The organism is Streptomyces sp. NPDC006997, from assembly GCF_040635175.1.
In the GTDB taxonomy this organism is placed as follows: Bacteria; Actinomycetota; Actinomycetes; order Streptomycetales; family Streptomycetaceae; genus Streptomyces.
Genome location: NZ_JBEYHH010000034.1, coordinates 24,114 through 43,525, shown reverse-complemented (window position 1 = coordinate 43,525; position 19,412 = coordinate 24,114). Strand labels below are relative to the sequence as shown.

The following is a 19,412-nucleotide window of genomic DNA, read 5'->3' as shown; positions in this document are numbered from 1 at the left end:
GCTGCTAGCGGCGCTTCGACTTCCGGTCGTCCTTGACGTGGCCCCGGAAGGTGCGCGTCGGCGAGAACTCGCCGAGCTTGTGGCCGACCATCGACTCGGTGACGAACACCGGGATGTGGGTCTTGCCGTTGTGCACCGCGAGCGTGTGGCCGAGCATGGCCGGCACGATCATCGAGCGTCGGGACCAGGTCTTGATGACGTTCTTGGTGCCGGCTTCGTTCTGGGCGTCCACCTTCTTGATCAGGTGGTCGTCGACGAAGGGCCCCTTCTTCAAGCTACGAGGCATCTCAACCCGTCCTTAGCGCTTCTTGTTCGTCTTGCGGCGGCGGACGATGTACTTGTTCGACGCCTTCTTGGGCGAACGAGTACGGCCTTCCTTCTTGCCCCACGGGGACACGGGGTGACGACCACCGGAGGTCCGGCCCTCACCACCACCGTGCGGGTGGTCCACCGGGTTCATGACCACACCACGGACGGTCGGGCGAACGCCCAGCCACCGCTTGCGGCCCGCCTTGCCCCAGTTGATGTTCGACTGCTCGGCGTTGCCGACCTCGCCGACGGTGGCGCGGCAGCGGACGTCGACCAGGCGGATCTCACCGGACGGCATACGGAGGTGGGCCATGGTGCCCTCCTTCGCGAGCAGCTGCACCGAGGCGCCGGCGGAGCGGGCGAACTTGGCGCCGCCGCCCGGCCGCAGCTCGATGGCGTGCAGCGTGGTGCCGACCGGGATGTTGCGCAGGGCGAGGTTGTTGCCCGGCTTGATGTCGGCCCCGGGGCCGTTCTCGATGCGGTCGCCCTGCGACAGGCCGCGCGGCGCGAGGATGTAGCGCTTCTCGCCGTCGGCGTAGTGCAGCAGCGCGATGCGCGCGGTGCGGTTGGGGTCGTACTCGATGTGCGCGACCTTCGCCGGCACGCCGTCCTTGTCGTGACGACGGAAGTCGATCACTCGGTAGGCGCGCTTGTGGCCACCGCCCTGGTGGCGGACGGTCACACGACCGGAATTGTTACGGCCGCCCTTGCTGTGCAGGGGGCGAACCAGCGACTTCTCCGGCGTGGACCGCGTGACCTCGACGAAGTCGGCGACGCTGGCGCCACGACGGCCCGGCGTAGTCGGCTTGTACTTGCGGATTCCCATTTCTCAGTCCTCGTCCGATATCGGACGATCCGACCCGCTTACGCGGACGGACCGCCGAAGATGTCGATACGGTCGCCCTCGGCGAGGGTCACGATCGCGCGCTTGGTGGCGGCACGCTGGCCGAAGCCCGTGCGGGTCCGCTTGCGCTTGCCCTGGCGGTTGATCGTGTTGACCCCGGTGACCTTGACGTCGAAGACCGCCTGCACGGCCTCCTTGATCTGGGTCTTGTTGGAGCCCGGCGCGACGATGAACGTGTACTTGTTCTCGTCGAGAAGCGCGTAGCTCTTCTCGGACACGACCGGCTTCAGCAGCACGTCACGGGGGTCCGTGAACGCCTTGCTGGCCGGGGTGACGACGGTGTTCTTGCCCTCGGCGGCCTGACGACGCGCCTTGGCGACGCGCGCGGCCTTGGCGGCCTTGGCGGCCTTCGAGGCGATGGAGGGGTGACGGATAGCCATCAGACCTCGCTCCCTTCGGTGTCAGTGACGGCCTTCGGGCCGGACACGAAGGACTCGAAAGCGGCCTGGGTGAAGACCACGTCGTCCGAGACGAGAACGTCGTACGTGTTCAGCTGGCCCGGCTCCAGGATGTGCACCTGGGGCAGGTTGCGGGCGGACAGCCACGCGGCCTCGTCGGAGCGCTCGATGACCAGGAGCAGGTTCTTGCGCTCGCTGATCTTGCCGAACAGGCTCTTCGCGGCCTTGGTGGAGGGGCTGTCGCCGTCGATCACGCCGGAGACGACGTGGATGCGGTCGTGACGCGCCCGGTCGGTGAGGGCGTGCCGCAGGGCGGCGGCCTTCATCTTCTTCGGGGTGCGCTGCGAGTAGTCACGCGGCTGCGGGCCGTGGACGACGCCACCACCGGCGAACTGCGGCGCACGGGTCGAACCCTGACGGGCGCGGCCGGTGCCCTTCTGGCGGTACGGCTTCTTGCCGCCACCGCGGACCTCGCCGCGCGTCTTGGTCTTGTGGGTGCCCTGGCGGGCAGCGGCCAGCTGTGCGACGACGACCTGGTGGATCAGCGGGATGCTGACCTTCTCAACGTCGAAGATCTCCGCGGGGAGCTCGACGGTACCGGCCTTGTCGCCCGCCGGCGAAAGGATGTCAACAGTGCTCATCGGTTACCTCAGGCCCCCTTGGCCGCGGTGCGGACCAGGACGAGGCCGCCGTTCGGACCGGGAACCGCGCCCTTGATGAGCAGCAGACCCTTCTCCGCGTCAACGGCGTGGACGGTCAGGTTCTGGGTGGTGACCCGCTCGTTGCCCATGCGACCCGCCATGCGGAGGCCCTTGAACACACGGCCCGGGGTGGCGCAGCCACCGATGGAACCGGGAGAGCGGTGCTTGCGCTGGGTACCGTGTCCGGCGCCGAGGCCACGGAAGTTGTGGCGCTTCATGACACCGGCGAAGCCCTTGCCCTTGCTCTTGCCGGTCACGTCCACCTTGACACCGGCCTCGAAGACCTCGGCGGTGACTTCCTGGCCGAGGGTGTACTCGCTGGCGTCAGCGGTACGGATCTCGACGAGGTGGCGGCGGGGGGTGACGTCGGCCTTGGCGAAGTGACCCTTGAGGGGCTTGTTCACCTTGCGCGGGTCGATCTCGCCGAAGGCGAGCTGGACGGACTCGTAGCCGTCTGCGTCGTTCGTACGGACCTGGGTCACGACATTGGGCCCGGCCTTGACGACGGTGACCGGAACAACGCGGTTGTTCTCGTCCCACACCTGCGTCATGCCGAGCTTCTCGCCCAGGATGCCCTTGATCTGCTTAGCCATTCTCAGACCACGACCCCTCAGAGCTTGATCTCGATGTCGACACCGGCCGGGAGGTCGAGTCGCATCAGAGAGTCAACGGTCTTGGGCGTCGGGTCGAGGATGTCGATCAGGCGCTTGTGCGTGCGCATCTCGAAGTGCTCGCGCGAGTCCTTGTACTTGTGCGGCGACTTGATGACGCAGTACACGTTCTTCTCAGTGGGCAGCGGCACCGGGCCCGCGACCGACGCACCAGTGCGCGTCACCGTCTCGACGATCTTCTTGGCCGAAGAGTCGATGACCTCGTGGTCGTAGGCCTTGAGCCGGATGCGGATCTTCTGTCCCGCCATGGCTACTCAGTAGTCCTGTCTCTCGTAACGCTCTGGGACCCGGTTTCTCCGACCCACGCGGTCGGGCGTGTCGCGCTCCCGCTGACATGAATGTCCCTTGTTCGAACATCCCTGCTGGGGTAGCACGGCCCTCGCCGAACCGTTGGACCGGGGGCGAAAGCCCACCGGGTGCCTGGCCGGTGCCGCGCTGACACTTCCCGGAAGATTCCCGTACGTCCGCCCCATTGCTGCCTTACGGCAGTTGGAACGACGAGTACTGTGGGACTCGCTTCCGGTCCTCCCGGCGGGAGGCGCGCAGCATCAACACTCGACCGAGCAACTCGGACAGTCTGCCATACGGGGCAAGGGCGACGCCAATCGAGCGGAAGAGATTACCCCGGGCGTGACGTAGGTCAAACCCGGGGCGGGTGGAGCGGGCGGCGGGGCTCAGAGCGCCCGCCACAGCGCCGGGGTCGCGGGGGGCTCCCAGCCGGGCTGGGCGGTGTGGGCCTGGAGGCAGGAGTAGGCCCGACCCGCGTACGTCACCCGGTCACCGACCTGGTAGGTGACGCCCTGGGCCCAGGTGCCCCCGGGGGGCGTTGGCGTCGGATCGGGCCCGCCCGGGTCCTGGGGGACGTTCAGGACGAAGTCGAAGGCGGCCTCCTTCGCGCCGCCGCCCGCGTCGCGCACGGTCATCAGCAGCCGGGGGTCGAAGATCGTGTCGGTGTTGTTGCGGGGCTCGTTCGGGAAGTACAGCTGCGTGGTCAGGACCGGCCGGTTCGGCGCCTGCACCTTCACGTGGAGGTGCCGGGTGCGGCCGGGGTACAGGCCCGGCACGATCGTGGTGAGGGTGAAGGCCCCGTCGGCCCCCGTGAACTGGTGGCCGCGCAGCCGGAAGCCGGTGTTGTCGTAGGCCCCGTTCGCGTCGGCCTGCCAGAAGTCCAGCAGGACGGCGCCGATCGGCCGGCAGGCGAGCCCGAAGACGTACCCGCTCACGGTGAGCCGGGTCCCGGTCGTTCCGGCGTCCAGGAGGCTGGCGCGGCGCGGGGAGCCCGGCTTGAAGTAGGGCCCCTCGGTCTGCGGGGGCGTCGGGTCGTCCCCGTCGTCGCAGGCCGGGGTGAGCGGGGGCGCGGTGTCGCCGCTGGCGAGGGTGCGGGCCAGGGCCGGGCCGCCCAGCAGGGCCGCCGGGACCGCGGCGGTGGCGGCGAGCGCGGCGCGTAAGACGGTCTTGCGGCGGACGAGGCGGGAGCCGTCCGCGGGGGGTGTGGTGTCGTCCATGACTGGTGCGCTCCTCGTGGGGTGGGGGACGGCACCGAACCTAGGCCCGTCCCGACCCGCCTTCGAGGGACAGGTGGACGCGGCTGTGGTGTTTTCGGAAGGTGCCCGGGCTGTGCCCGGTCTCCCTGCGGAAGAAGCGGCTGAAGTAGGCCGGGTCGCTGAAGCCGGTGCGCGCGGCGACCTGCCGTACGGACAGCTCGGTGTGGGCCAGCAGCCGCTGGGCCCGCCGGGTGCGGGCCTCGATCAGCAGCCGGCCGGGGCTGCGCCCGGTGGCGGCCCGGACGGCCTGGGTGAGGTAGCCGGGGGTGACGCCCAGCCGCTCGGCGCATTCGCGCACGGTCCAGGTGACGGCCTCCCGACTGGCGACCAGCCGCCCGAAGCGGTCGGCCACGGCGGCGGGGCGTCCCTCGGCCGTGGCACCGGCCGTGGCACCGGGCCCGGGGTCCCTCGCGAGCCGGGACACCCGTACGACCAGCACGTGCAGCAGCGACCGCAGGACGCTCTCGTACGCCGGTGCCCGCTGCCGGTACTCCGCGACCAGTTCCGCCATCAGCCGCCCGACCCGCTCGTCCTCCCCGGCGGCGGGCCGCAGCCGGGAGCGGGCGGCGAGCCGTCGCAGCAGGTCGCGGTCGCCCGGGTGGTCGACCAGGAAGTCCTCGGTGAACAGCACCAGCGTGCCGTCGAGACGCCGGTCCTGCTCCCAGTGGTGCACCTGCCCCGGACGCAGGACGACGAGCTGCGGCGGGGCCAGCGGTCGGCGGGCCAGATCGACGACGTGGGCGCCGGACCCGGCGGTCACGTAGGCGATCTCGTAGAAGGTGTGCCGGTGCGGCCGGGCGGACCGCGACAGCGGCCCTACGGCGTCGAAGCTGCCCGCGGCGAAGGGGGGAGCCCCCGGACCGGCCACTTCGAGCCGGTGCAGGGGCACCTCGTCGGGGCGGGGGATCGGACAGGGCGTGCCGGGTGGGACGGTGGTGCCGCGCATGGCGTGGCCCCCTCATGGCAGGTACAGACCAATCGAGCGGCACCAGCGTCTCACGCCCTCTCCGGCGCGGACAGCAGGGCGTGGAGGGCGGGCTTGCGGCGGAAGTCCTCCGTCATGACCGTCGCGGGCCCCCGCCCTCGAAGAAGACCGGAACCCAGGACTCGGCGTTGGCGCTCTCCGCGCCGTCGTCGTTGGGCGAAGAGCGCGGCGTGTGGGTCGGCGGCCCTGTACGACGGTGTGTCCGGCGCCCCGGCGTCGCCCGCCGCTACGGGGGTCCGCCGGCCGCGTGTGTTCCGCTGCCGCTGAAGCGGCCGGCTTCCAGCGCGCGCCGTGGCGCGGGCGAGCGGCGCACACCCCCACCCTGCGTTCACGCGCCGTAGCGTTGTGATTACTTTACGTACTAGCGTCACTCGAATGGGACAGTACGACTTCGGGATCCTGGGGCCGCTGACGGTCACCCGCGACGGGGTGCGGGTGAGCCTCGGCGCGGCCCGACTGCGCACGCTGCTGGTGGCGTTGCTCGTCGACCCCGGCCGTGTCGTCCCGATGGCCGACCTGGTGGACCGGTTGTGGGGGCAGGACCCCCCGCGCGGCGCCCGCAACGCCGTGCAGAACTACGTACTGCGGCTGCGCAGGGCCCTCGGCCCGGAGGCGGTGCGCACCGAGCACGGCGGCTATGTGCTGCGCGTCGGCGCCGCGGACGTCCTGGACGCCCACCGGTTCACCGCGCTCGTCCGGGAGGGCGGGGCCGCGCTCGCCGAGGACCGGCCGCAGCGGGCGGCGGCGCTGCTCGACGAGGCGCTCGCACTGTGGCGTGGCGAGCCGCTGGCGGACCTGCCGCAGGAGCGGTTCGCGGACGTGATCCCGGCCCTGTGCGAGCAGCGGCTCGCCGCGCGGGAGGCCTGGATCGACGCCGTGATCCGGTGTGGACGCCCCGCCGACGTCCTGCCGGAACTGCGGGCGCTGACCCGGACCCACCCGCTGCGGGAGCGCTTCTGGGCACAGCACATGCTCGCCCTCTACCAGTGCGGGCGCCAGGGCGAGGCCCTGCGGTGCTTCCACGAGGTCAGCGCGGTCCTCGCCGAGGAGCTGGGCATCGACCCCGGCAGCGAGCTGAAGACGTTGCACCAGCGGATGCTGACGGCGGCCCCGGACCTCGCGCACGCCCCGACGACGGGCGCGCGCGGCCACGGGAACCTGCCCGCGGAGACCACGTCCTTCATCGGGCGTGAGCGGGAACTGGCCAGGGTCAGGAGGCTGTTGGACCGCTCCCGGCTGGTCACGCTGACCGGTGTGGGCGGGGTCGGCAAGACCCGGCTGGCGCTGCGGGTCGCCCGGCGACCGGGGTCCGGCTTCCCCGACGGGGCCTGGCTGGTGGACCTCGCGGCGGTCACCGACCCGGCGCTGGTGGCCCGGGCGGTCGCCGAGTCCCTGGGACTGCGCGACCAGTCCACGCGTTCCGCCGCCGACGCGGTGGCCGAGCACCTGAGCGCGCGGCGCCTGCTCCTCGTCCTGGACAACTGCGAGCACCTGACGGCGGCCGTGTCGGCGCTGGTGCTGCGGCTGCTGCGGGCCGCCCCGGAGCTGTGGGTGCTGGCCACCAGCCGGGAGCGGCTCGGCGTACCGGGCGAGCATCTGATGCCGGTGCCCTGTCTGACGCTCCGGGACGGGCCGGACGGCACCCCGAGCGAGGCGCTGCGGCTGCTGGCGGACCGGGCGGCGGCGTCCGCGGCGCCGCTGCACACCGGCGCCGACGACCACGCCGAGGCGGCCGAACTGTGCCGACGCCTGGACGGCATCCCGCTGGCCATCGAACTGGCGGCGGTCCGGCTGAGCGCGCTGACCGTGGCGGAGGTGCTGGAGCGCCTGGAGGACCGTTTCCGCCTGCTGGCCGTCCCCCGCCCGGCCGTGCCGTCGTACGAGGCCCCCGGGCCCGCCGCCCACCGGTACGGGCACACCCTGCGCGGCGTCATGGACTGGAGCCACGGCCTGTGCACGCCCGGGGAGCGATTGCTGTGGAGCCGGTTGTCGGTCTTCGTCGGCGGCTTCGACCTTCCGGCGGCCGAGGCGGTGTGCGTGGGCGAGGGCATCGCGCGGGACGACGTACTGGACCTGCTGGACGGCCTGGTGCACAAGTCGGTGGTCACCGCCGAGGCCGTCGCCGCGGTGGACCGGCCCGGCACCGTCACCCGGTACCGACTGCTGGAGACCATCCGCCAGTACGGCACCGAACGGCTGCGCGCGCGGGGCGACGCGACGGCTCTGCTGGTCCGGCACAGCGACTACTACCAGGCCCTCGCCGCGCGGGCCGCCGACGAGTGGTTCGGTCCCGGCGAGACCGGCTGGCTGCTGCGGCTGCGCCGGGAGCTGCCCAACCTGCGGTCCGCGCTCGACTTCTGCCGCGTCCAGCCGGGCCGGGCGCCGACCGGCGCGGCCATCACCGTCGATCTGACGCGGGTCCGCTCCTGGTTCGTCAGCAGCACCCTCGGCGAGGCGCGGGGCTGGATCGAGCGCCTGTCCGCCCTGCTCGACCCGGCCGATCCGGCCCTCGCCGAGCTGCTCGTGCCGACGACGGCCCTGACGGCGTTCATCGCGGTCCTCCAGGGCGACCACGCGGTGGCCCGGATGCTCCTGGCCGAGTGCCGGACGGCCCTCGACGCGGCGAAGGCCCCGCCCGTGGTCTACGTCGAGGGGGTGTACGCGCTGCTGGTCCCGGGCGATCCCGCCTGCATCGCCCGACTGGCCGAGTCACGGGAGGAGTTGCTGTCTCACGGCCTCACCGGCGACGCCCACATGGCCACCATGTTCTGGGCGATGGCCGCCGCCTTCCTCGGCGACCGCGAGCAGGCGCGCGCCGCGTGCGAGACCTACGTCGCCGAGGCCGAGGCGGCCGGTGCCGAGTGGGCGCAGACCTGGGCCCAGTGGTGCGTCGCGCTGACCGAGCTGCTGCACGGCGAGCCGTCGGAGGGTCTGATGCCGCTGTGCGACGCGCTCGTGAGGCAGCGCGCCATCGACGACAACTGGGGTCCCGCCTGGATGCTGGAGACCCTGGCCTGGACGCTGGGCGCCCTCGGGCAGTACGAGGGCGCGGCCGTGGTCCTCGGGGCAGCACACCGCCACCGCGAGGTGACGGGGGCGAACATCACCGGCCTACGCCCCTTCGCCGTACTCCACACCCACACCCGGGCGCTCGTACGGGAGCACCTGTCGGAGGAGGCGTACGCCGGGGCGTGGCGGCGGGGCGCGACGGCCGAGGACGGTGTGGCGATGGCGCTCGGCATCGCCCGCAGGACGTACCGGCGACGGGCGGGGGCAGGCCCTCCCCGGCTCGCGCGGACGGGAGTGACCGAGGTGTGACCGGGGCGAGAGAGCGGGTCGGAACAGTGGCGGTGAGAGGCCGGAGGCGAAGGCGCCGACGGCACGACGCGAGTCTTGGAGCCCCCTCATGCCGCCCACCGCCCCCGACTTCGGTCCCCACATCGACCCGTACGCGCCCTACGAGGGCCAGCAGGGCTGCGATCCCACCGCGAAGCCGGGACTGCTGGCCTTCCGCGATCTGGTGCTCGCCGCCTACCCGGACACCCGGAGCCTGGGCATCGGCAGGTCCTGCGACGCGCCGGGCGTCAGCGAGCACAAGGAGGGCCGCGCCTGGGACTGGGGCGTGGACGTGCACACGCAGGAGCACGTGGCCGACGACCTCCTGAACTGGCTCCTGGCCACCGACCGGCACGGCAACCCGCACGCCCTGGCCCGCCGCTTCGGAATCATGTACATGATCTGGAACCGGCGGATCTGGGAGTCGTACCGGGCGCAGGCGGGCTGGACCCCGTACACCGGCCGCAGCCCGCACACCGACCACGTGCACTTCAGCTTCGGCTGGGCGGGTGCCCGCAAGGAGACCACCTGGTGGACCGAGCCGGGCCTGACCGCGCCCCGGGTCAGCGTCGGGGTGCCGTCGGTGGTGGACCACGGCGCGGGCATGGTGGTGTCCGGCGTCGAGGGCTCTAGCGAGGTGGCGCACCGCTGGCAGCACCAGGCGGGCGGGGCGTGGTCGGACTGGACGCCGCTGGGACGCCCGGCGTCCGGGGCGGTGGGACGGCCCTGGGCGCTGGTGGGCCGCTACGGCAAGCTCGCGGTGTTCGTGCGGGGCACCGACGGGGCGTTGTGGCACACCTGGCAGTCGGAGGCGGGCGAGTGGGCGCCGGACTGGGTGTCGCTGGGCGGACGGCTGGCGAGCGACCCGGTGGTGCTGCTCAGCCCGAACGGCGCGCTGTCGGTCTTCGCCCGGGACCCCGACGGCCGAGTGACCCACACCTGGCAGCACGGCCCGGAGCACGGCCACGCCTGGAACGAGTCGTGGGCGGACATGGGCGGCTCGGTCCGGGGTCGCCCCACGGCCCTCGTCGGCCGGGACGGCGGCATGGTCCTCTTCGCCCGGGGCACCGACGACGCCCTGCACCACCGCTGGCAGACCGGCACCGGCGGCCCCTGGTCCGACTGGAGCCCGCTGGGCGGACGGCTGGCGAGCGACCCGGCGGTGCTGCTCAGCCCGAACGGCGCGCTGTCGGTCTTCGCCCGGGACCCCGACGGCCGGGTGACCCACACCTGGCAGCACGGCCCGGAGCACGGCCACGCCTGGAACGAGTCGTGGGCGGACATGGGCGGCTCCACGGAGGGCCGCCCCACGGCCCTCGTCGGCCGGGACGGCGGCATGGTCCTCTTCGCCCGGGGCACCGACAAGGCCCTGCACCACCGCTGGCAGACCGGCACCGGCGGCCCCTGGTCCGACTGGACCCCCCTGCACGGACGGCTCACGGACGACCCGGCCGTGGTCCTCAACCCGAGCGGCGACCTGTCGGTGTTCGGCCGCGACCCCGAGGGCCGGGTGACCCACACCTGGCAGCGCGGCCCGGAGCACGGCCACGCCTGGAACGACACCTGGGTGGACATGGGCGGCAACCTCGCCCAGGACGTGCCCAACCCGTAGGCCGTAATCGTGGGTGGGCGGGGCGTACGGGGGCCCGCCCACCCACCCCTTCACATCGAGAGGAACCCCACGATGGCACCGTGCCACGTCCCACCCGACCGCGATCTGGAAGTGACGAAGGCGGTGTACGCCGTGGGCCGCCGCCTCGGCGTCTCCGACAAGGTGATGCTCGCCGGTTTCGAGGCGGGCTGGGTCGAGTCCCACATGAACAACCTGCCCTGCGGCGACCGCGACTCCCTGGGCGTCTTCCAGCAGCGCCCGAGTCAGGGCTGGGGCACCCCTGAGCAGATCATGCGCGTGCCCTACGCGGCGGAGCAGTTCTTCACCCGCGCCGTCCGTGTGGAGCAGCAGCACCCCCACCTCACCGCGGGCCAAACGGCCCAGAAGGTGCAGCGCTCGGCGTTCCCGGACCGCTACGACCAGGCGGAGTCCAAGGCGCGGGCGCTGCTGGCGGAGGCGAGCGCGGCGACGGGCCCGCCACCGGGGGCCGCCTCGCGCGTCAGCGTCGGAGTCCCGTCGGTGGTCGACCACGGCGCGGGCATGGTCGTCTTCGCGGTGATGCCGCCGCCCGCGCCGTGACCGGTGGTCAGCCCTTCAGCGTGTCGAGCAGCGCGTAGAAGGCGGGCTTGCGGCGGAAGTCCTCCGTCATGACCGTCGCGGACCCCTCGCCCTCGAAGAAGACCGGGACCCAGGAGTACTTGTCGGTGAAGCCCCAGATGGTGAAGGAGTTGCAGTCGTCGACGGCGAGGCAGGCGGTCAGGGCACGCTGGTAGTAGTCGGCCTGCTGGGTCAGCTGCTCGGGGGTCGGCACGCCGCTCTCCGGCAGGTCCATCCGGACGTCCAGTTCGGTGATGGCGGTCTCCAGCCCGAGCGCGTCGAAGCGCCGCAGGTTCTGCTCCAGGTCGCCCGGGAAGCCGTAGCGGGTGCTCAGGTGGGCCTGGGCGGAGAAGCCGTGCACGGGTACGCGCCGGGCCCGCAGGTCCTTGACGAGGGCGAGGTAGGCGTCGCTCTTGGCGTTGACGCTCTCCACGCCGTAGTCGTTGAGGAAGAGCTGGGCGTGCGGGTCGGCGCGGTGCGCCCAGCGGAAGGCGTCGGCGATGACGCCGGGGCCCAGCTCGCGGAGCCAGATGTTCTCCTGGGTGCGCAGGTTGCCCTCGCCGTCGAAGATCTCGTTGGCGACGTCCCACTGCTGGATGCGGCCCGCGTAGCGGCCGACGACGGTGGTGATGTGGTCGCGCAGGATCGCGCGCAGCTCGGCCTTGGTGAAGTCGCCCTCCTCCAGCCACGCCGGGTTCTGGCTGTGCCACAGCAGGGTGTGGCCGCGGACGACCTGTCCGTGCTTGTCCGCGAAGTCGACGATGGCGTCGGCGGCGGCGAAGTCGTAGCGGTCCCGCTCGGGGTGGATGAAGTCCCACTTCATCTGGTTCTCGGGGGAGACCGAGCTGAACTGCCGCCCGAGGATCTTCCGGTACTGCCTGTCGTAGGTGAACGGGTCCGGGTAGTCCTGCTCCAGGTGGTGCCCGCCCCCCGCGACGGCGGTGCCGACGTAGAACCCCTCGGGCGCGGCGACGCGCAGCCGGTCGTGCTTGGCGTGGGAGTGCCGCTCGGCGGAGGGCTCGGCGGTGGCCACGCCCGACAGCAGCGGCAGGGTCAGGGCGGCGGCGGTGAGGGCGACAGTGGCGAAGCGCAGGGGGCGTATGGGGCGTGCGGGTCTCATACGGGGCCTCATTCTCGAATGTTTCGAAGATGCGTCCGAAACTTTTGAAGAGGGAAGCTAGGCCCCCACCGAGCGGCGGGTCAATACCCGTGCACGAACGGGGCGCACGGGTGGGCACAACCATCCCCGCCTGCCAGGAGTCTCGTCTCCGCAAGCCCAGCACTGATCAACGCTGGTCATCACCACAGGAGCCGCATGTCCAGACGCAGCAGCATCCGCCTGGCGGTCGCCACGGCCACCGCCGTCTCCCTCACCGGCGGACTGCTCACCCTCGCCACGGGCGCCGCCAGCGCGGTCACCGTCCCCGCCAAGTACGCCGACGACTTCAACGGCGACGGCTACCGCGACTACGCCCACGGCAACCGCAACGGCCAGGTCGTCGTGGTGTACGGCACGGCCACCGGCCCCGGCACCACCACCAAGGTCTTCTCCCAGGCCACCTCGGGCATCCCCGGCACGGCCGGGGACGCGGGCGGCTACGCCGACGCCTTCGGTGAGGACCTCGCCGCCGCCGACCTCAACCGCGACGGGTACGCCGACCTGGCCGTGGCCGACTTCACCGAGAAGGTCGGTGACAAGGTCAGCTCCGGCGCGGTCACCATCCTCTGGGGCAGGGCGTCCGGCCTCTCCGGCTCCGACGCCACCCGCCTGCCGAAGAAGGCGTCCACCTACCAGGGCTTCGGCAAGTACCTGGAGACCGGCGACTTCAACGGCGACGGCAGGGCCGACCTCGCCGTCACCAACGGCATCGACAGCGTCTACGTCTACCGGGGCGGCTTCACCAAGTCCGGCACGACGGGCTCGATCACCCGGCACACGCCCAACGACGTCCTCGAACCCACCGGCCTGGTCGCGGGCAGGGTCACCAACGACAAGGCGACCGACCTCTTCGTCCTCGGCCAGGGCTACCACGACGACAAGATGACCCAGGACGCCTGGTTCCTGCGCGGCGGCTCCACGGTCAGGGCGGGCAAGGTCACCGTCATCAACAACGCCCGGCCCGACTACAGTCCCACCGGCGTCGTCGCCGACTTCAACAAGGACGGCTACGGCGACCTCGCGGTCAGCGACCGCACATACAACCGCGACGCCGGTTCGGTCGCCGTCTGGCGCGGCGGCAGCACCGGTCCGACGACGAAGTACCGGATCACCCAGGCGTCCTCGGGCGTGACCACGGCCGCCTCGCCCGGTGACTGGATGGGCGCCAGCCTCTCCGCCGCCGACACCAACGGCGACGGCTACCCGGACCTGGCGGTCGGCGTCCCCGGCGAGACGGTCAGCACGCGCAAGGCCGCGGGCGGCGTCCACGTCCTGCGCGGCAGCCGCGCGGGCCTGACCGGCGTGAACTCCCAGTACTTCAGCCGCGCCACGTCCGGCGTCCCCGGCGCCCCGGCCGAGTACGAGTTCTTCGGCATCGACGTCCGCCTGCGCGACACCGACCGAAACGGCCGCCCCGACCTGCTCGTGTCGGGCGACGGCCGCGACACGTCCCTCCGCCTCCCCGGCACGTCGTCCGGCATCACGACGACCGGCGCGGCGACGGTCTACGTGGTCGCGTCGTTCCCGCAGTAACCAGCGAGGAACGCCCCCCAGACCTCCGGCGCGAGCGCGAGCCGGGGGCTCTGGGCGGGGGCGTGCTTGGAGTCGCGGACGTGGACGGTGCCGGGGGTTATGGCTATCTCGACGCAGGACTCGCCGTCGTTGCCACCGCTGTAGCTGCTCTTGAACCAGACCAACTCGCTCACGCTTCTCCCCGCAATTGCTCGATGAAGGCCAGAGACTCCCCCGGCGGGAGGGCCTGCGCCCGGATCGTGCCATACCTCAGCTCAAGGACGCGCAGGTGCTTGGGGTCGGTCGTCGGTCGCCCGTTGAAGGCCCCGTCCGAGCGGCCCACCGCCGTACCGTCCGCGAACTTCAGCAGCTCGATCCTGCCGTCCATGCCGGAGTGAGTTTCGGTGTGCAGTGGCATCACCTGGAGGACGACGTTGTTCAACTGCCCCACCTCCAAGATGCGTTCAAGCTGCCGCCGCCGTGCCATTGTGCCCCCGATGGGTCGCCGCAGCGGTGCCTCTTCCAGCACGAAGTGGAGCGACGGAGCCGGGTCGCGTTCGAAGATCGCTTGCCGGGCAAGCCGAGCGGCAACCATGCGCTCCACATCATCCGGCGAGTAGGTCGGCTGAGCCGCGCTGATCAGGGCTCGCGCATGTTCGGGTGTCTGCAACAGCCCCGCGATGATGTGGCACTCGTACAAGCCGATCTCCACGGCCTTGGCCTCCAGTAGACCCAGTTGCCGCACCTTCTTCGGATACCGGACCTTCTTCACGTCCTCCCACGTCGCCGCGATCAGCCCACCCGCCCCCAACACCTCGTCCGCCTGCTCCAGGTACTCCCGCCGGGGAATCCGCTTCCCGCCCTCGATCTTGTAGACGAGGTCCTCCCCGTACCCGACAGCCGCCCCGAACTCGGCGGCGCGCATCCCCACCGCCTCCCGCCGCAGCTTCAACTGCCGCCCCACCGTGGTGATGACGGCGACACCCCACTCATCGTCCGGATCGACTTCCCAACCGGGCTCATCCACGTCGACGCTCATCCCCCGCCCCTCCCCACTCACCCCGCCCCGACAGTCCGGACAGCACCGGACAACGTGCGGACAGTGACCGTACGTACCCACAGAGTCACTTCCCACGGTACGCACACAGCGCCACGCTGAGTGACGTGAACCAGAAAACCGCCGACCTCGTCACGCCCGTCCGCAACTTCAGCGTGCAGCTCTCCTCCACACCCCGCGGCGCCCGCCTGGCCCGTCTGCTCGCGGTAGAGCAACTCCGCGCCTGGGGCCTGCCGTTGGACCCGGCACGGCATCTGGTCGCGGAGCTGTCGGCGAACGCGGCGACGCACGGCCGGGTACGGGGGCGGGACTTCCGGCTCACGCTGTACGTGATCGGAAGCGTCCTCCGCATCGAGGTCACCGACACCCGCGGTAACCACCTCCCCCAGCCCCGCCAGTCACCCCCCGACGCGGAGTCGGGCCGCGGCCTGCTCCTCGTGGAGGCGCTGTCGGACCGCTGGGGCGTGTCGGAGGGCCGCTTCCCCCGGAAAACGGTGTGGGCGGAACTGCGCCTCACCCCACCGGAACCCGCACTCCCAGGCTCCGGTGACCCCAGCTCCTACCCCCAGGAAAAGTAACGAGAGAAAGACACCCCACCAAGCCACCCCCTCCCCTCACCCGCGAGGGTGAACATCACCGCTCGGGCTGGCTTTCCGCTCCCCCAACTCCCTTACGCTCAGCGCAAACAGCAAACATCCGAAAAAGACTTCGGCCCCCGCCGGGACTGCCATCCCAGTGCGAGGGCCTGACCACCAAGGAAGAAGAGCGCTTCCCGATGGGTACCCAAAACCCTAGCGCGCCCTCGCGCGCCCAGTCAGCAGCTGCCACGCATCCCACCCGTACGCGTCATCACGGCGGCGGCGTCATCCACGAGAACACCCGCCACACCACCCGCTTCACGGTGATCGGCAACCATCTCGCACAGCACCGGGAACTCTCCCTCCTGGCGATCGGCCTGGCCTGCCACATCCAGTCCCTGCCGAGCAGCGCGCCCGTGGACATCAAGACCCTGGCCGCCCGCTTCCCGGAGGGCCCGACCCGCATCGCCGCCGCCCTGCGCGAACTGGAGACCCACGGCTACCTGCGCCGCGAACGCACCCGCACACCGGCGGGCCGCATCGTCACCCGCACGATCTCCTGCAACCAACCGGGCGCGACCCCCACACCCCCTCCCGCCCCCAGGAAGCGGAAGCCCCGCAAACCCCTCCCCCCGGTACCCCGCCCCGCGTACCCGGCCCCGGCCCTACTCCAGCAGGCGACGGACCTGCTTGCTGGCCTCCGCGACACGAACCCCGGCCTCCTCCTCTCCGCCTGCGACACCTCCCACCTGGCCCCCGGCGTCGCCGCCTGGCTGGAACGCGAGGTGTCCCCCACCGCCGTACGCCACGCCCTGACCAGCGACCTCCCACCCGAAGGCGTACGCCGCCCCGCCGCACTCCTGGCCCACCGCCTCACCACTCACCTGCCACCCCCACCCCCCTTCCGCGCACCCGCCCCCGCCCCTCCCCCACCCCTCCGCAACTGCGACGGCTGCGACCGCGCCTTCCGCTCCCGAGAACCCGACACCCGCTGCGGCGACTGCCGCGCCTGAGCAGGAGAGACACCCGCACATGTTCGCGCCCGACGATCCCGGCAGTCCCGGACGACTACTCTGGCCAGTGCACTCCCGGGAGGACTCCATGAGCACTCAGGCCAACGACGGGCACGAGCTGGTTCCCCGCCCCGAGCAGACTCCCGACGCCCTGCGGGCCGCCCTCGCCGTCGTCGCCCCGGGCCGGTTGCCGGAGATGCAGCGGACGAAGGACGAGGCCTTCGCCAAGGCCGTGGAGTGGCAGTCCCTCAGCCCGGTGCGGGGCTGGGTCCTGACCTGGGCCCGGGACATCGAGATCGCCCGCCGCCCCGACCTCGCCGCCCGCCACGCCCGCGCCAGGAACGACCTGGAGCACGAGGACGCCGCCGTCGCCCGGGAGGCTTTGCGGGAGCTGAGCGCCGTCCTGGACGAGGCCATGAAGGCAGTACGCACTTGAGCTGGACCTGGGAGTACGCCTTCGGCGCTGAAGAAGCCGCTCGCTCCGCCCCCTCGGCCTTCCTCACCCAGGTCGAACACAAGGCCGCCGAGCTGGTCAGAGCCGCCGAGGCGCTGTACGTGCACGGCAGATCCCATAACGCCGACGACCCCAAGGGGGGCGACGTCACGGTTCCGGGTGGCATGTTCACGTACCAGATCGTCGTCCGCAGTGAACGCGTCTACGTCGTGCAACTCACCTACCTGGGCTGGTAGGGCAGCCACGAGCCTCTCCCAGTAACCGACCCCCCTCAAACCCCCCGCCCCCGCACCACCGCCGCGTCCAACCCCCGCTTCACCACCCGCCCCACCGGCCGCTCCACCCACCGGTGCACCGCCCAGCTCAGCACCAGGAACCCGGCGACCAGCATCGCCACCAGCAAGCGTGCGTCCAGCACGTCACGCAACCGCGCGATCAGCGACGTACCGGCGACGTAGTGCACCAGGTACAGCGGGTACGTCAGCGCCCCCGCCGTCACCAGCCAGCGCGCCCGTACCCGGTCGGCGTACCCCAGCGCGACCGCCACCATGACCAGCAGGAACACGGAGTAGATCAGGAAGGCCCCCCGCCAGCTGCTCACCTGCTCGTACGCCACCCGCTCCCCCAGCTCCAACTGCCCCATGAGGTACGCCATCCCGAGGATGCCCCACAGCAGCAGGTCCTGGCCGAAGCGGTACATCAGGTACAGGGCGAGCCCTGCGATGAAGAACCACGCGCCCGAGGGGTTGGCCACCAGCACCAGCAGCGGGAACTCCGCCACCGGCGCGAGCATCGCCGCCGCGCCCCAGACGCAGCAGAAGACCACCACCCTGCGGTACGTCAGGCCCGTCGCCACGACCACCAGGAACAGGAGGTAGAAGCGCAGCTCCGACCAGAGGGTCCAGTAGACCAGGTCCACGTGCGGGACCCCGGAGCCCTGCTGAAGCATCGTCAGGTTCAGCAGCACCTCCCGCACCGGCAGCCGCTCCCACACCCCCGGCAGCAACGCCACCACCCCCGTGGTGAACAGCACCGCGAACCAGTACGCGGGGTACAGGCGAATCACCCGGGAGACGAAGAACTGCCTCGGCGTCCGCCCCCAGCACGACATGCAGATCACGAAGCCGCTGACGACGAAGAAGACCTCCACGCCGATCCAGCCGTACGACGCCACCCGGAACCACGTCGGCACGATCTCCGACACCGGTCGGCCCCAGATCGGGTTGCCCGGCTCGTCGGCGCGCCTGGTACCGACGTAGTGGTGCAGGACCACCATCAGGGCCGCCGCCAGCCGGACGCCGTCAATCAGGAAGAGGCGGGGCCGTCCCCGCGCGGCGGGCACGACCCGTGGGCGGTGGGAGGCGGCGGGGCGGTCGGCCAGCGCCACGCCCCCGGGAACCATCGACGATCCACGAAACACCCACAGCACGCTAGGGGGTGCGCGCCCCGCCCGTCGCGCGGGAACACGCGGATTCACACGGAGGAGGAGCGTTCCTCCACACCGCCGTCGCCACTGGTCCGTACCAAAGTCTTGCCTCGCCCCGGCGGACGCCGCAAGCTCCCCTCATGGAGCTGGAGTTGCGGCATCTCAGAACCGTCCGCGCCATCGCCGAGGCGGGCAGCCTCACCCGGGCGGCGACAGCGCTCGGCCTCGCGCAGCCCGCGCTGAGCGCGCAGCTCAAGCGCATCGAACGTGCCCTCGGCGGCCCCCTCTTCGAACGCCACCGGCACGGCGTCCACGCCACCGCCCTCGGCGAACTCGTCCTCGACCACGCCAGGGTGCTGCTCCCCGCCGTCGCCGAGCTGCAACAGGAGGCGACCCGGTTCGCCCACGCGCCCCGCCACACCCCGCGGCTGCGCATCGGCGGCACCCACGGCCCCCTGCTCGGCGCCCTCCTGGACCGCCTCGCCCAGACCGCCCCCGGCATCGACGTCACCACCCGCACCTCCTGGTCCGAACGCGAACTGGCCGACCTGCTCGCCGAAGGACGCCTCGACTACGCGCTCACCGGCACCTGCGGCTCCGCTCCCCCACCCGGCCCCGACCGGCTCACCTGGCGGGAAATCGCCGTGGACCCGGTGTGCGTGATGCTCGCGGACGACCACCCGCTCGCCCACGCCGACCCGATCGACCTCGCCGACCTCGCCGGGCAGGAGTGGGCCTGCGTTCCCGGCGACAGCTGCTTCGCCGACTGCTTCACCGCCGCCTGCGCCCGCGCCGGGTTCACCCCACGGCGGCTGTACGAGACGGACACCGCGTCCTGCGTGCACCTCGCCCGGGTGGGGCGGGCGGTCGGCCTGTGCCGGGCCACCTTCCCCAGCACCCCCGGCATCACCGTCCGCCCGCTCGCCGGTACGCCGCTGACCTGGCGGCACCTGCTCGGCTGGCACCCGGCGACCCAGCACCCCGACACCGCCGCCCAGGTCCTCGCCCAGGCCCGCGCCGCCCACCCGGCACTGGCCACATCGCGTCCATAACGCCGTGCAGAAGGCCAACTGATTCCTTACGCCCGGCCCCGCGCGCTCCCTACGGTTTCGGCACCTCCGTACCTCCCCGAGCACCACCCCGACCCACGGAGCCG

General features: G+C 71.9%; 21 protein-coding genes. 9 read left to right on the top strand and 12 right to left on the bottom strand.

Annotated elements, in window-relative coordinates; genetic code table 11:
- Nucleotides 1-4 precede the first annotated feature (4 nt).
- The 8 genes from rpsS to ABZ659_RS28290 form a co-directional block, all read right to left on the bottom strand.
- A complete protein-coding gene (gene rpsS / locus ABZ659_RS28325) occupies nucleotides 5-286 on the bottom strand; it encodes a 30S ribosomal protein S19 (RefSeq protein ID WP_003992359.1) in 282 nt (93 codons plus the stop codon).
- Between the two features lie 12 nt (nucleotides 287-298).
- Nucleotides 299-1,135 carry a 50S ribosomal protein L2 gene (rplB, locus tag ABZ659_RS28320; protein ID WP_360225278.1) on the bottom strand — a complete coding sequence of 279 codons (837 nt, stop codon included), beginning with the start codon at nucleotides 1,133-1,135 and terminating at the stop codon, nucleotides 299-301.
- Between the two features lie 38 nt (nucleotides 1,136-1,173).
- Nucleotides 1,174-1,593 (bottom strand): 50S ribosomal protein L23, encoded by a 420-nt coding sequence (gene rplW / locus ABZ659_RS28315; RefSeq protein ID WP_360225276.1) that lies wholly within the window; start codon nucleotides 1,591-1,593, stop codon nucleotides 1,174-1,176.
- On the bottom strand, nucleotides 1,593-2,252 hold the full coding sequence (gene rplD / locus ABZ659_RS28310) for a 50S ribosomal protein L4 (RefSeq protein ID WP_360225274.1): 660 nt from the start codon (nucleotides 2,250-2,252) through the stop codon (nucleotides 1,593-1,595). The genes rplW and rplD overlap by 1 nt, the downstream gene beginning before the upstream one ends.
- Nucleotides 2,253-2,260: 8 nt before the next feature.
- Entirely contained in the window at nucleotides 2,261-2,905 is a 645-nt protein-coding gene (gene rplC, locus ABZ659_RS28305; protein ID WP_031477844.1) for a 50S ribosomal protein L3, read from the bottom strand.
- A 17-nt stretch (nucleotides 2,906-2,922) separates the two neighbouring features.
- The gene (gene rpsJ, locus ABZ659_RS28300) at nucleotides 2,923-3,231 is read right to left on the bottom strand and encodes a 30S ribosomal protein S10 (RefSeq protein ID WP_003948644.1); all 309 of its coding nucleotides are present in this window, start codon (nucleotides 3,229-3,231) and stop codon (nucleotides 2,923-2,925) included.
- A gap of 426 nt (nucleotides 3,232-3,657) precedes the next feature.
- Complete coding sequence (locus ABZ659_RS28295; RefSeq protein ID WP_360225271.1) at nucleotides 3,658-4,488, bottom strand: carbohydrate-binding protein; 831 nt, start codon at nucleotides 4,486-4,488, stop codon at nucleotides 3,658-3,660.
- Between the two features lie 40 nt (nucleotides 4,489-4,528).
- Nucleotides 4,529-5,473, bottom strand: a complete 945-nt coding sequence (locus tag ABZ659_RS28290) for a helix-turn-helix domain-containing protein (protein WP_360225269.1) — start codon at nucleotides 5,471-5,473, stop codon at nucleotides 4,529-4,531.
- 414 nt (nucleotides 5,474-5,887) lie between these two features.
- Here ABZ659_RS28290 and ABZ659_RS28285 point away from each other — a divergent pair, with 414 nt between their 5' ends.
- The 3 genes from ABZ659_RS28285 (at nucleotide 5,888) to ABZ659_RS28275 (ending at nucleotide 11,039) form a co-directional block, all read left to right on the top strand.
- Nucleotides 5,888-8,830 (top strand): BTAD domain-containing putative transcriptional regulator, encoded by a 2,943-nt coding sequence (locus ABZ659_RS28285; protein ID WP_360225267.1) that lies wholly within the window; start codon nucleotides 5,888-5,890, stop codon nucleotides 8,828-8,830.
- An 88-nt stretch (nucleotides 8,831-8,918) separates the two neighbouring features.
- Nucleotides 8,919-10,460 carry a hypothetical protein gene (locus tag ABZ659_RS28280; protein ID WP_360225265.1) on the top strand — a complete coding sequence of 514 codons (1,542 nt, stop codon included), beginning with the start codon at nucleotides 8,919-8,921 and terminating at the stop codon, nucleotides 10,458-10,460.
- A gap of 72 nt (nucleotides 10,461-10,532) precedes the next feature.
- Nucleotides 10,533-11,039, top strand: coding sequence for a hypothetical protein (locus ABZ659_RS28275; protein WP_360225263.1), 507 nt, complete (start codon nucleotides 10,533-10,535; stop codon nucleotides 11,037-11,039).
- Nucleotides 11,040-11,046: 7 nt separating this feature from the next.
- Here the strand turns inward: ABZ659_RS28275 and ABZ659_RS28270 are convergent, their stop codons facing one another.
- Nucleotides 11,047-12,159 (bottom strand): endo-1,4-beta-xylanase, encoded by a 1,113-nt coding sequence (locus ABZ659_RS28270; RefSeq protein WP_360225329.1) that lies wholly within the window; start codon nucleotides 12,157-12,159, stop codon nucleotides 11,047-11,049.
- A gap of 213 nt (nucleotides 12,160-12,372) precedes the next feature.
- On the opposite strand from ABZ659_RS28270, the gene ABZ659_RS28265 reads away from it, so the two are divergent.
- Nucleotides 12,373-13,749 carry an FG-GAP and VCBS repeat-containing protein gene (locus ABZ659_RS28265; protein WP_360225261.1) on the top strand — a complete coding sequence of 459 codons (1,377 nt, stop codon included), beginning with the start codon at nucleotides 12,373-12,375 and terminating at the stop codon, nucleotides 13,747-13,749.
- On the opposite strand, the gene ABZ659_RS28260 is transcribed toward ABZ659_RS28265, so the two are convergent.
- Together ABZ659_RS28260 and ABZ659_RS28255 are read right to left on the bottom strand one after the other, a co-directional pair.
- A complete protein-coding gene (locus ABZ659_RS28260) occupies nucleotides 13,722-13,922 on the bottom strand; it encodes a DUF397 domain-containing protein (RefSeq protein ID WP_360225259.1) in 201 nt (66 codons plus the stop codon). The two genes, ABZ659_RS28265 and ABZ659_RS28260, sit on opposite strands and share 28 nt — an antisense overlap.
- On the bottom strand, nucleotides 13,919-14,767 hold the full coding sequence (locus tag ABZ659_RS28255; RefSeq protein ID WP_360225257.1) for a helix-turn-helix transcriptional regulator: 849 nt from the start codon (nucleotides 14,765-14,767) through the stop codon (nucleotides 13,919-13,921). The genes ABZ659_RS28260 and ABZ659_RS28255 overlap by 4 nt, the downstream gene beginning before the upstream one ends.
- Before the next feature lie 125 nt (nucleotides 14,768-14,892).
- Between ABZ659_RS28255 and ABZ659_RS28250 the strand changes: the two genes are divergently transcribed.
- The 4 genes from ABZ659_RS28250 to ABZ659_RS28235 all read left to right on the top strand — a co-directional run bounded on the left by ABZ659_RS28250 (nucleotide 14,893) and on the right by ABZ659_RS28235 (nucleotide 17,066).
- Entirely contained in the window at nucleotides 14,893-15,363 is a 471-nt protein-coding gene (locus ABZ659_RS28250) for an ATP-binding protein (RefSeq protein WP_360225255.1), read from the top strand.
- A gap of 197 nt (nucleotides 15,364-15,560) precedes the next feature.
- Nucleotides 15,561-16,376, top strand: coding sequence for a helix-turn-helix domain-containing protein (locus ABZ659_RS28245; protein ID WP_360225253.1), 816 nt, complete (start codon nucleotides 15,561-15,563; stop codon nucleotides 16,374-16,376).
- An 88-nt stretch (nucleotides 16,377-16,464) separates the two neighbouring features.
- A complete protein-coding gene (locus ABZ659_RS28240; protein ID WP_360225251.1) occupies nucleotides 16,465-16,812 on the top strand; it encodes a hypothetical protein in 348 nt (115 codons plus the stop codon).
- Nucleotides 16,809-17,066 (top strand): hypothetical protein, encoded by a 258-nt coding sequence (locus tag ABZ659_RS28235; RefSeq protein ID WP_360225249.1) that lies wholly within the window; start codon nucleotides 16,809-16,811, stop codon nucleotides 17,064-17,066. Before ABZ659_RS28240 ends, ABZ659_RS28235 begins: the two co-directional genes overlap by 4 nt.
- A 35-nt stretch (nucleotides 17,067-17,101) precedes the next feature.
- Here ABZ659_RS28235 and ABZ659_RS28230 read toward each other — a convergent pair whose 3' ends face one another.
- Nucleotides 17,102-18,232: an acyltransferase gene (locus ABZ659_RS28230; RefSeq protein WP_360225247.1), complete on the bottom strand. Its 1,131-nt coding sequence runs from the start codon at nucleotides 18,230-18,232 to the stop codon at nucleotides 17,102-17,104.
- Nucleotides 18,233-18,396: 164 nt separating this feature from the next.
- On the opposite strand from ABZ659_RS28230, the gene ABZ659_RS28225 reads away from it, so the two are divergent.
- Nucleotides 18,397-19,308 carry a LysR family transcriptional regulator gene (locus ABZ659_RS28225; RefSeq protein WP_360225245.1) on the top strand — a complete coding sequence of 304 codons (912 nt, stop codon included), beginning with the start codon at nucleotides 18,397-18,399 and terminating at the stop codon, nucleotides 19,306-19,308.
- The last annotated feature ends 104 nt before the right edge of the window (nucleotides 19,309-19,412 follow it).

Excerpts from the sequence above, each read along its gene's own strand:
- rplC (WP_031477844.1), bottom strand. The coding sequence starts at position 2,905 with ATGGCTAAGCAGATCAAGGGCATCCTGGGCGAGAAGCTCGGCATGACG.
- rplB (WP_360225278.1), bottom strand. The coding sequence starts at position 1,135 with ATGGGAATCCGCAAGTACAAGCCGACTACGCCGGGCCGTCGTGGCGCC.
- rpsJ (WP_003948644.1), bottom strand. The coding sequence starts at position 3,231 with ATGGCGGGACAGAAGATCCGCATCCGGCTCAAGGCCTACGACCACGAG.
- ABZ659_RS28290 (WP_360225269.1), bottom strand. The coding sequence starts at position 5,473 with ATGCGCGGCACCACCGTCCCACCCGGCACGCCCTGTCCGATCCCCCGC.
- ABZ659_RS28285 (WP_360225267.1), top strand. The coding sequence starts at position 5,888 with ATGGGACAGTACGACTTCGGGATCCTGGGGCCGCTGACGGTCACCCGC.
- ABZ659_RS28280 (WP_360225265.1), top strand. The coding sequence starts at position 8,919 with ATGCCGCCCACCGCCCCCGACTTCGGTCCCCACATCGACCCGTACGCG.
- rplW (WP_360225276.1), bottom strand. The coding sequence starts at position 1,593 with ATGGCTATCCGTCACCCCTCCATCGCCTCGAAGGCCGCCAAGGCCGCC.
- ABZ659_RS28225 (WP_360225245.1), top strand. The coding sequence starts at position 18,397 with ATGGAGCTGGAGTTGCGGCATCTCAGAACCGTCCGCGCCATCGCCGAG.
- rplD (WP_360225274.1), bottom strand. The coding sequence starts at position 2,252 with ATGAGCACTGTTGACATCCTTTCGCCGGCGGGCGACAAGGCCGGTACC.
- ABZ659_RS28275 (WP_360225263.1), top strand. The coding sequence starts at position 10,533 with ATGGCACCGTGCCACGTCCCACCCGACCGCGATCTGGAAGTGACGAAG.
- ABZ659_RS28265 (WP_360225261.1), top strand. The coding sequence starts at position 12,373 with ATGTCCAGACGCAGCAGCATCCGCCTGGCGGTCGCCACGGCCACCGCC.
- rpsS (WP_003992359.1), bottom strand. The coding sequence starts at position 286 with ATGCCTCGTAGCTTGAAGAAGGGGCCCTTCGTCGACGACCACCTGATC.
- ABZ659_RS28240 (WP_360225251.1), top strand. The coding sequence starts at position 16,465 with ATGAGCACTCAGGCCAACGACGGGCACGAGCTGGTTCCCCGCCCCGAG.
- ABZ659_RS28245 (WP_360225253.1), top strand. The coding sequence starts at position 15,561 with ATGGGTACCCAAAACCCTAGCGCGCCCTCGCGCGCCCAGTCAGCAGCT.
- ABZ659_RS28295 (WP_360225271.1), bottom strand. The coding sequence starts at position 4,488 with ATGGACGACACCACACCCCCCGCGGACGGCTCCCGCCTCGTCCGCCGC.
- ABZ659_RS28230 (WP_360225247.1), bottom strand. The coding sequence starts at position 18,232 with ATGGTTCCCGGGGGCGTGGCGCTGGCCGACCGCCCCGCCGCCTCCCAC.
- ABZ659_RS28255 (WP_360225257.1), bottom strand. The coding sequence starts at position 14,767 with ATGAGCGTCGACGTGGATGAGCCCGGTTGGGAAGTCGATCCGGACGAT.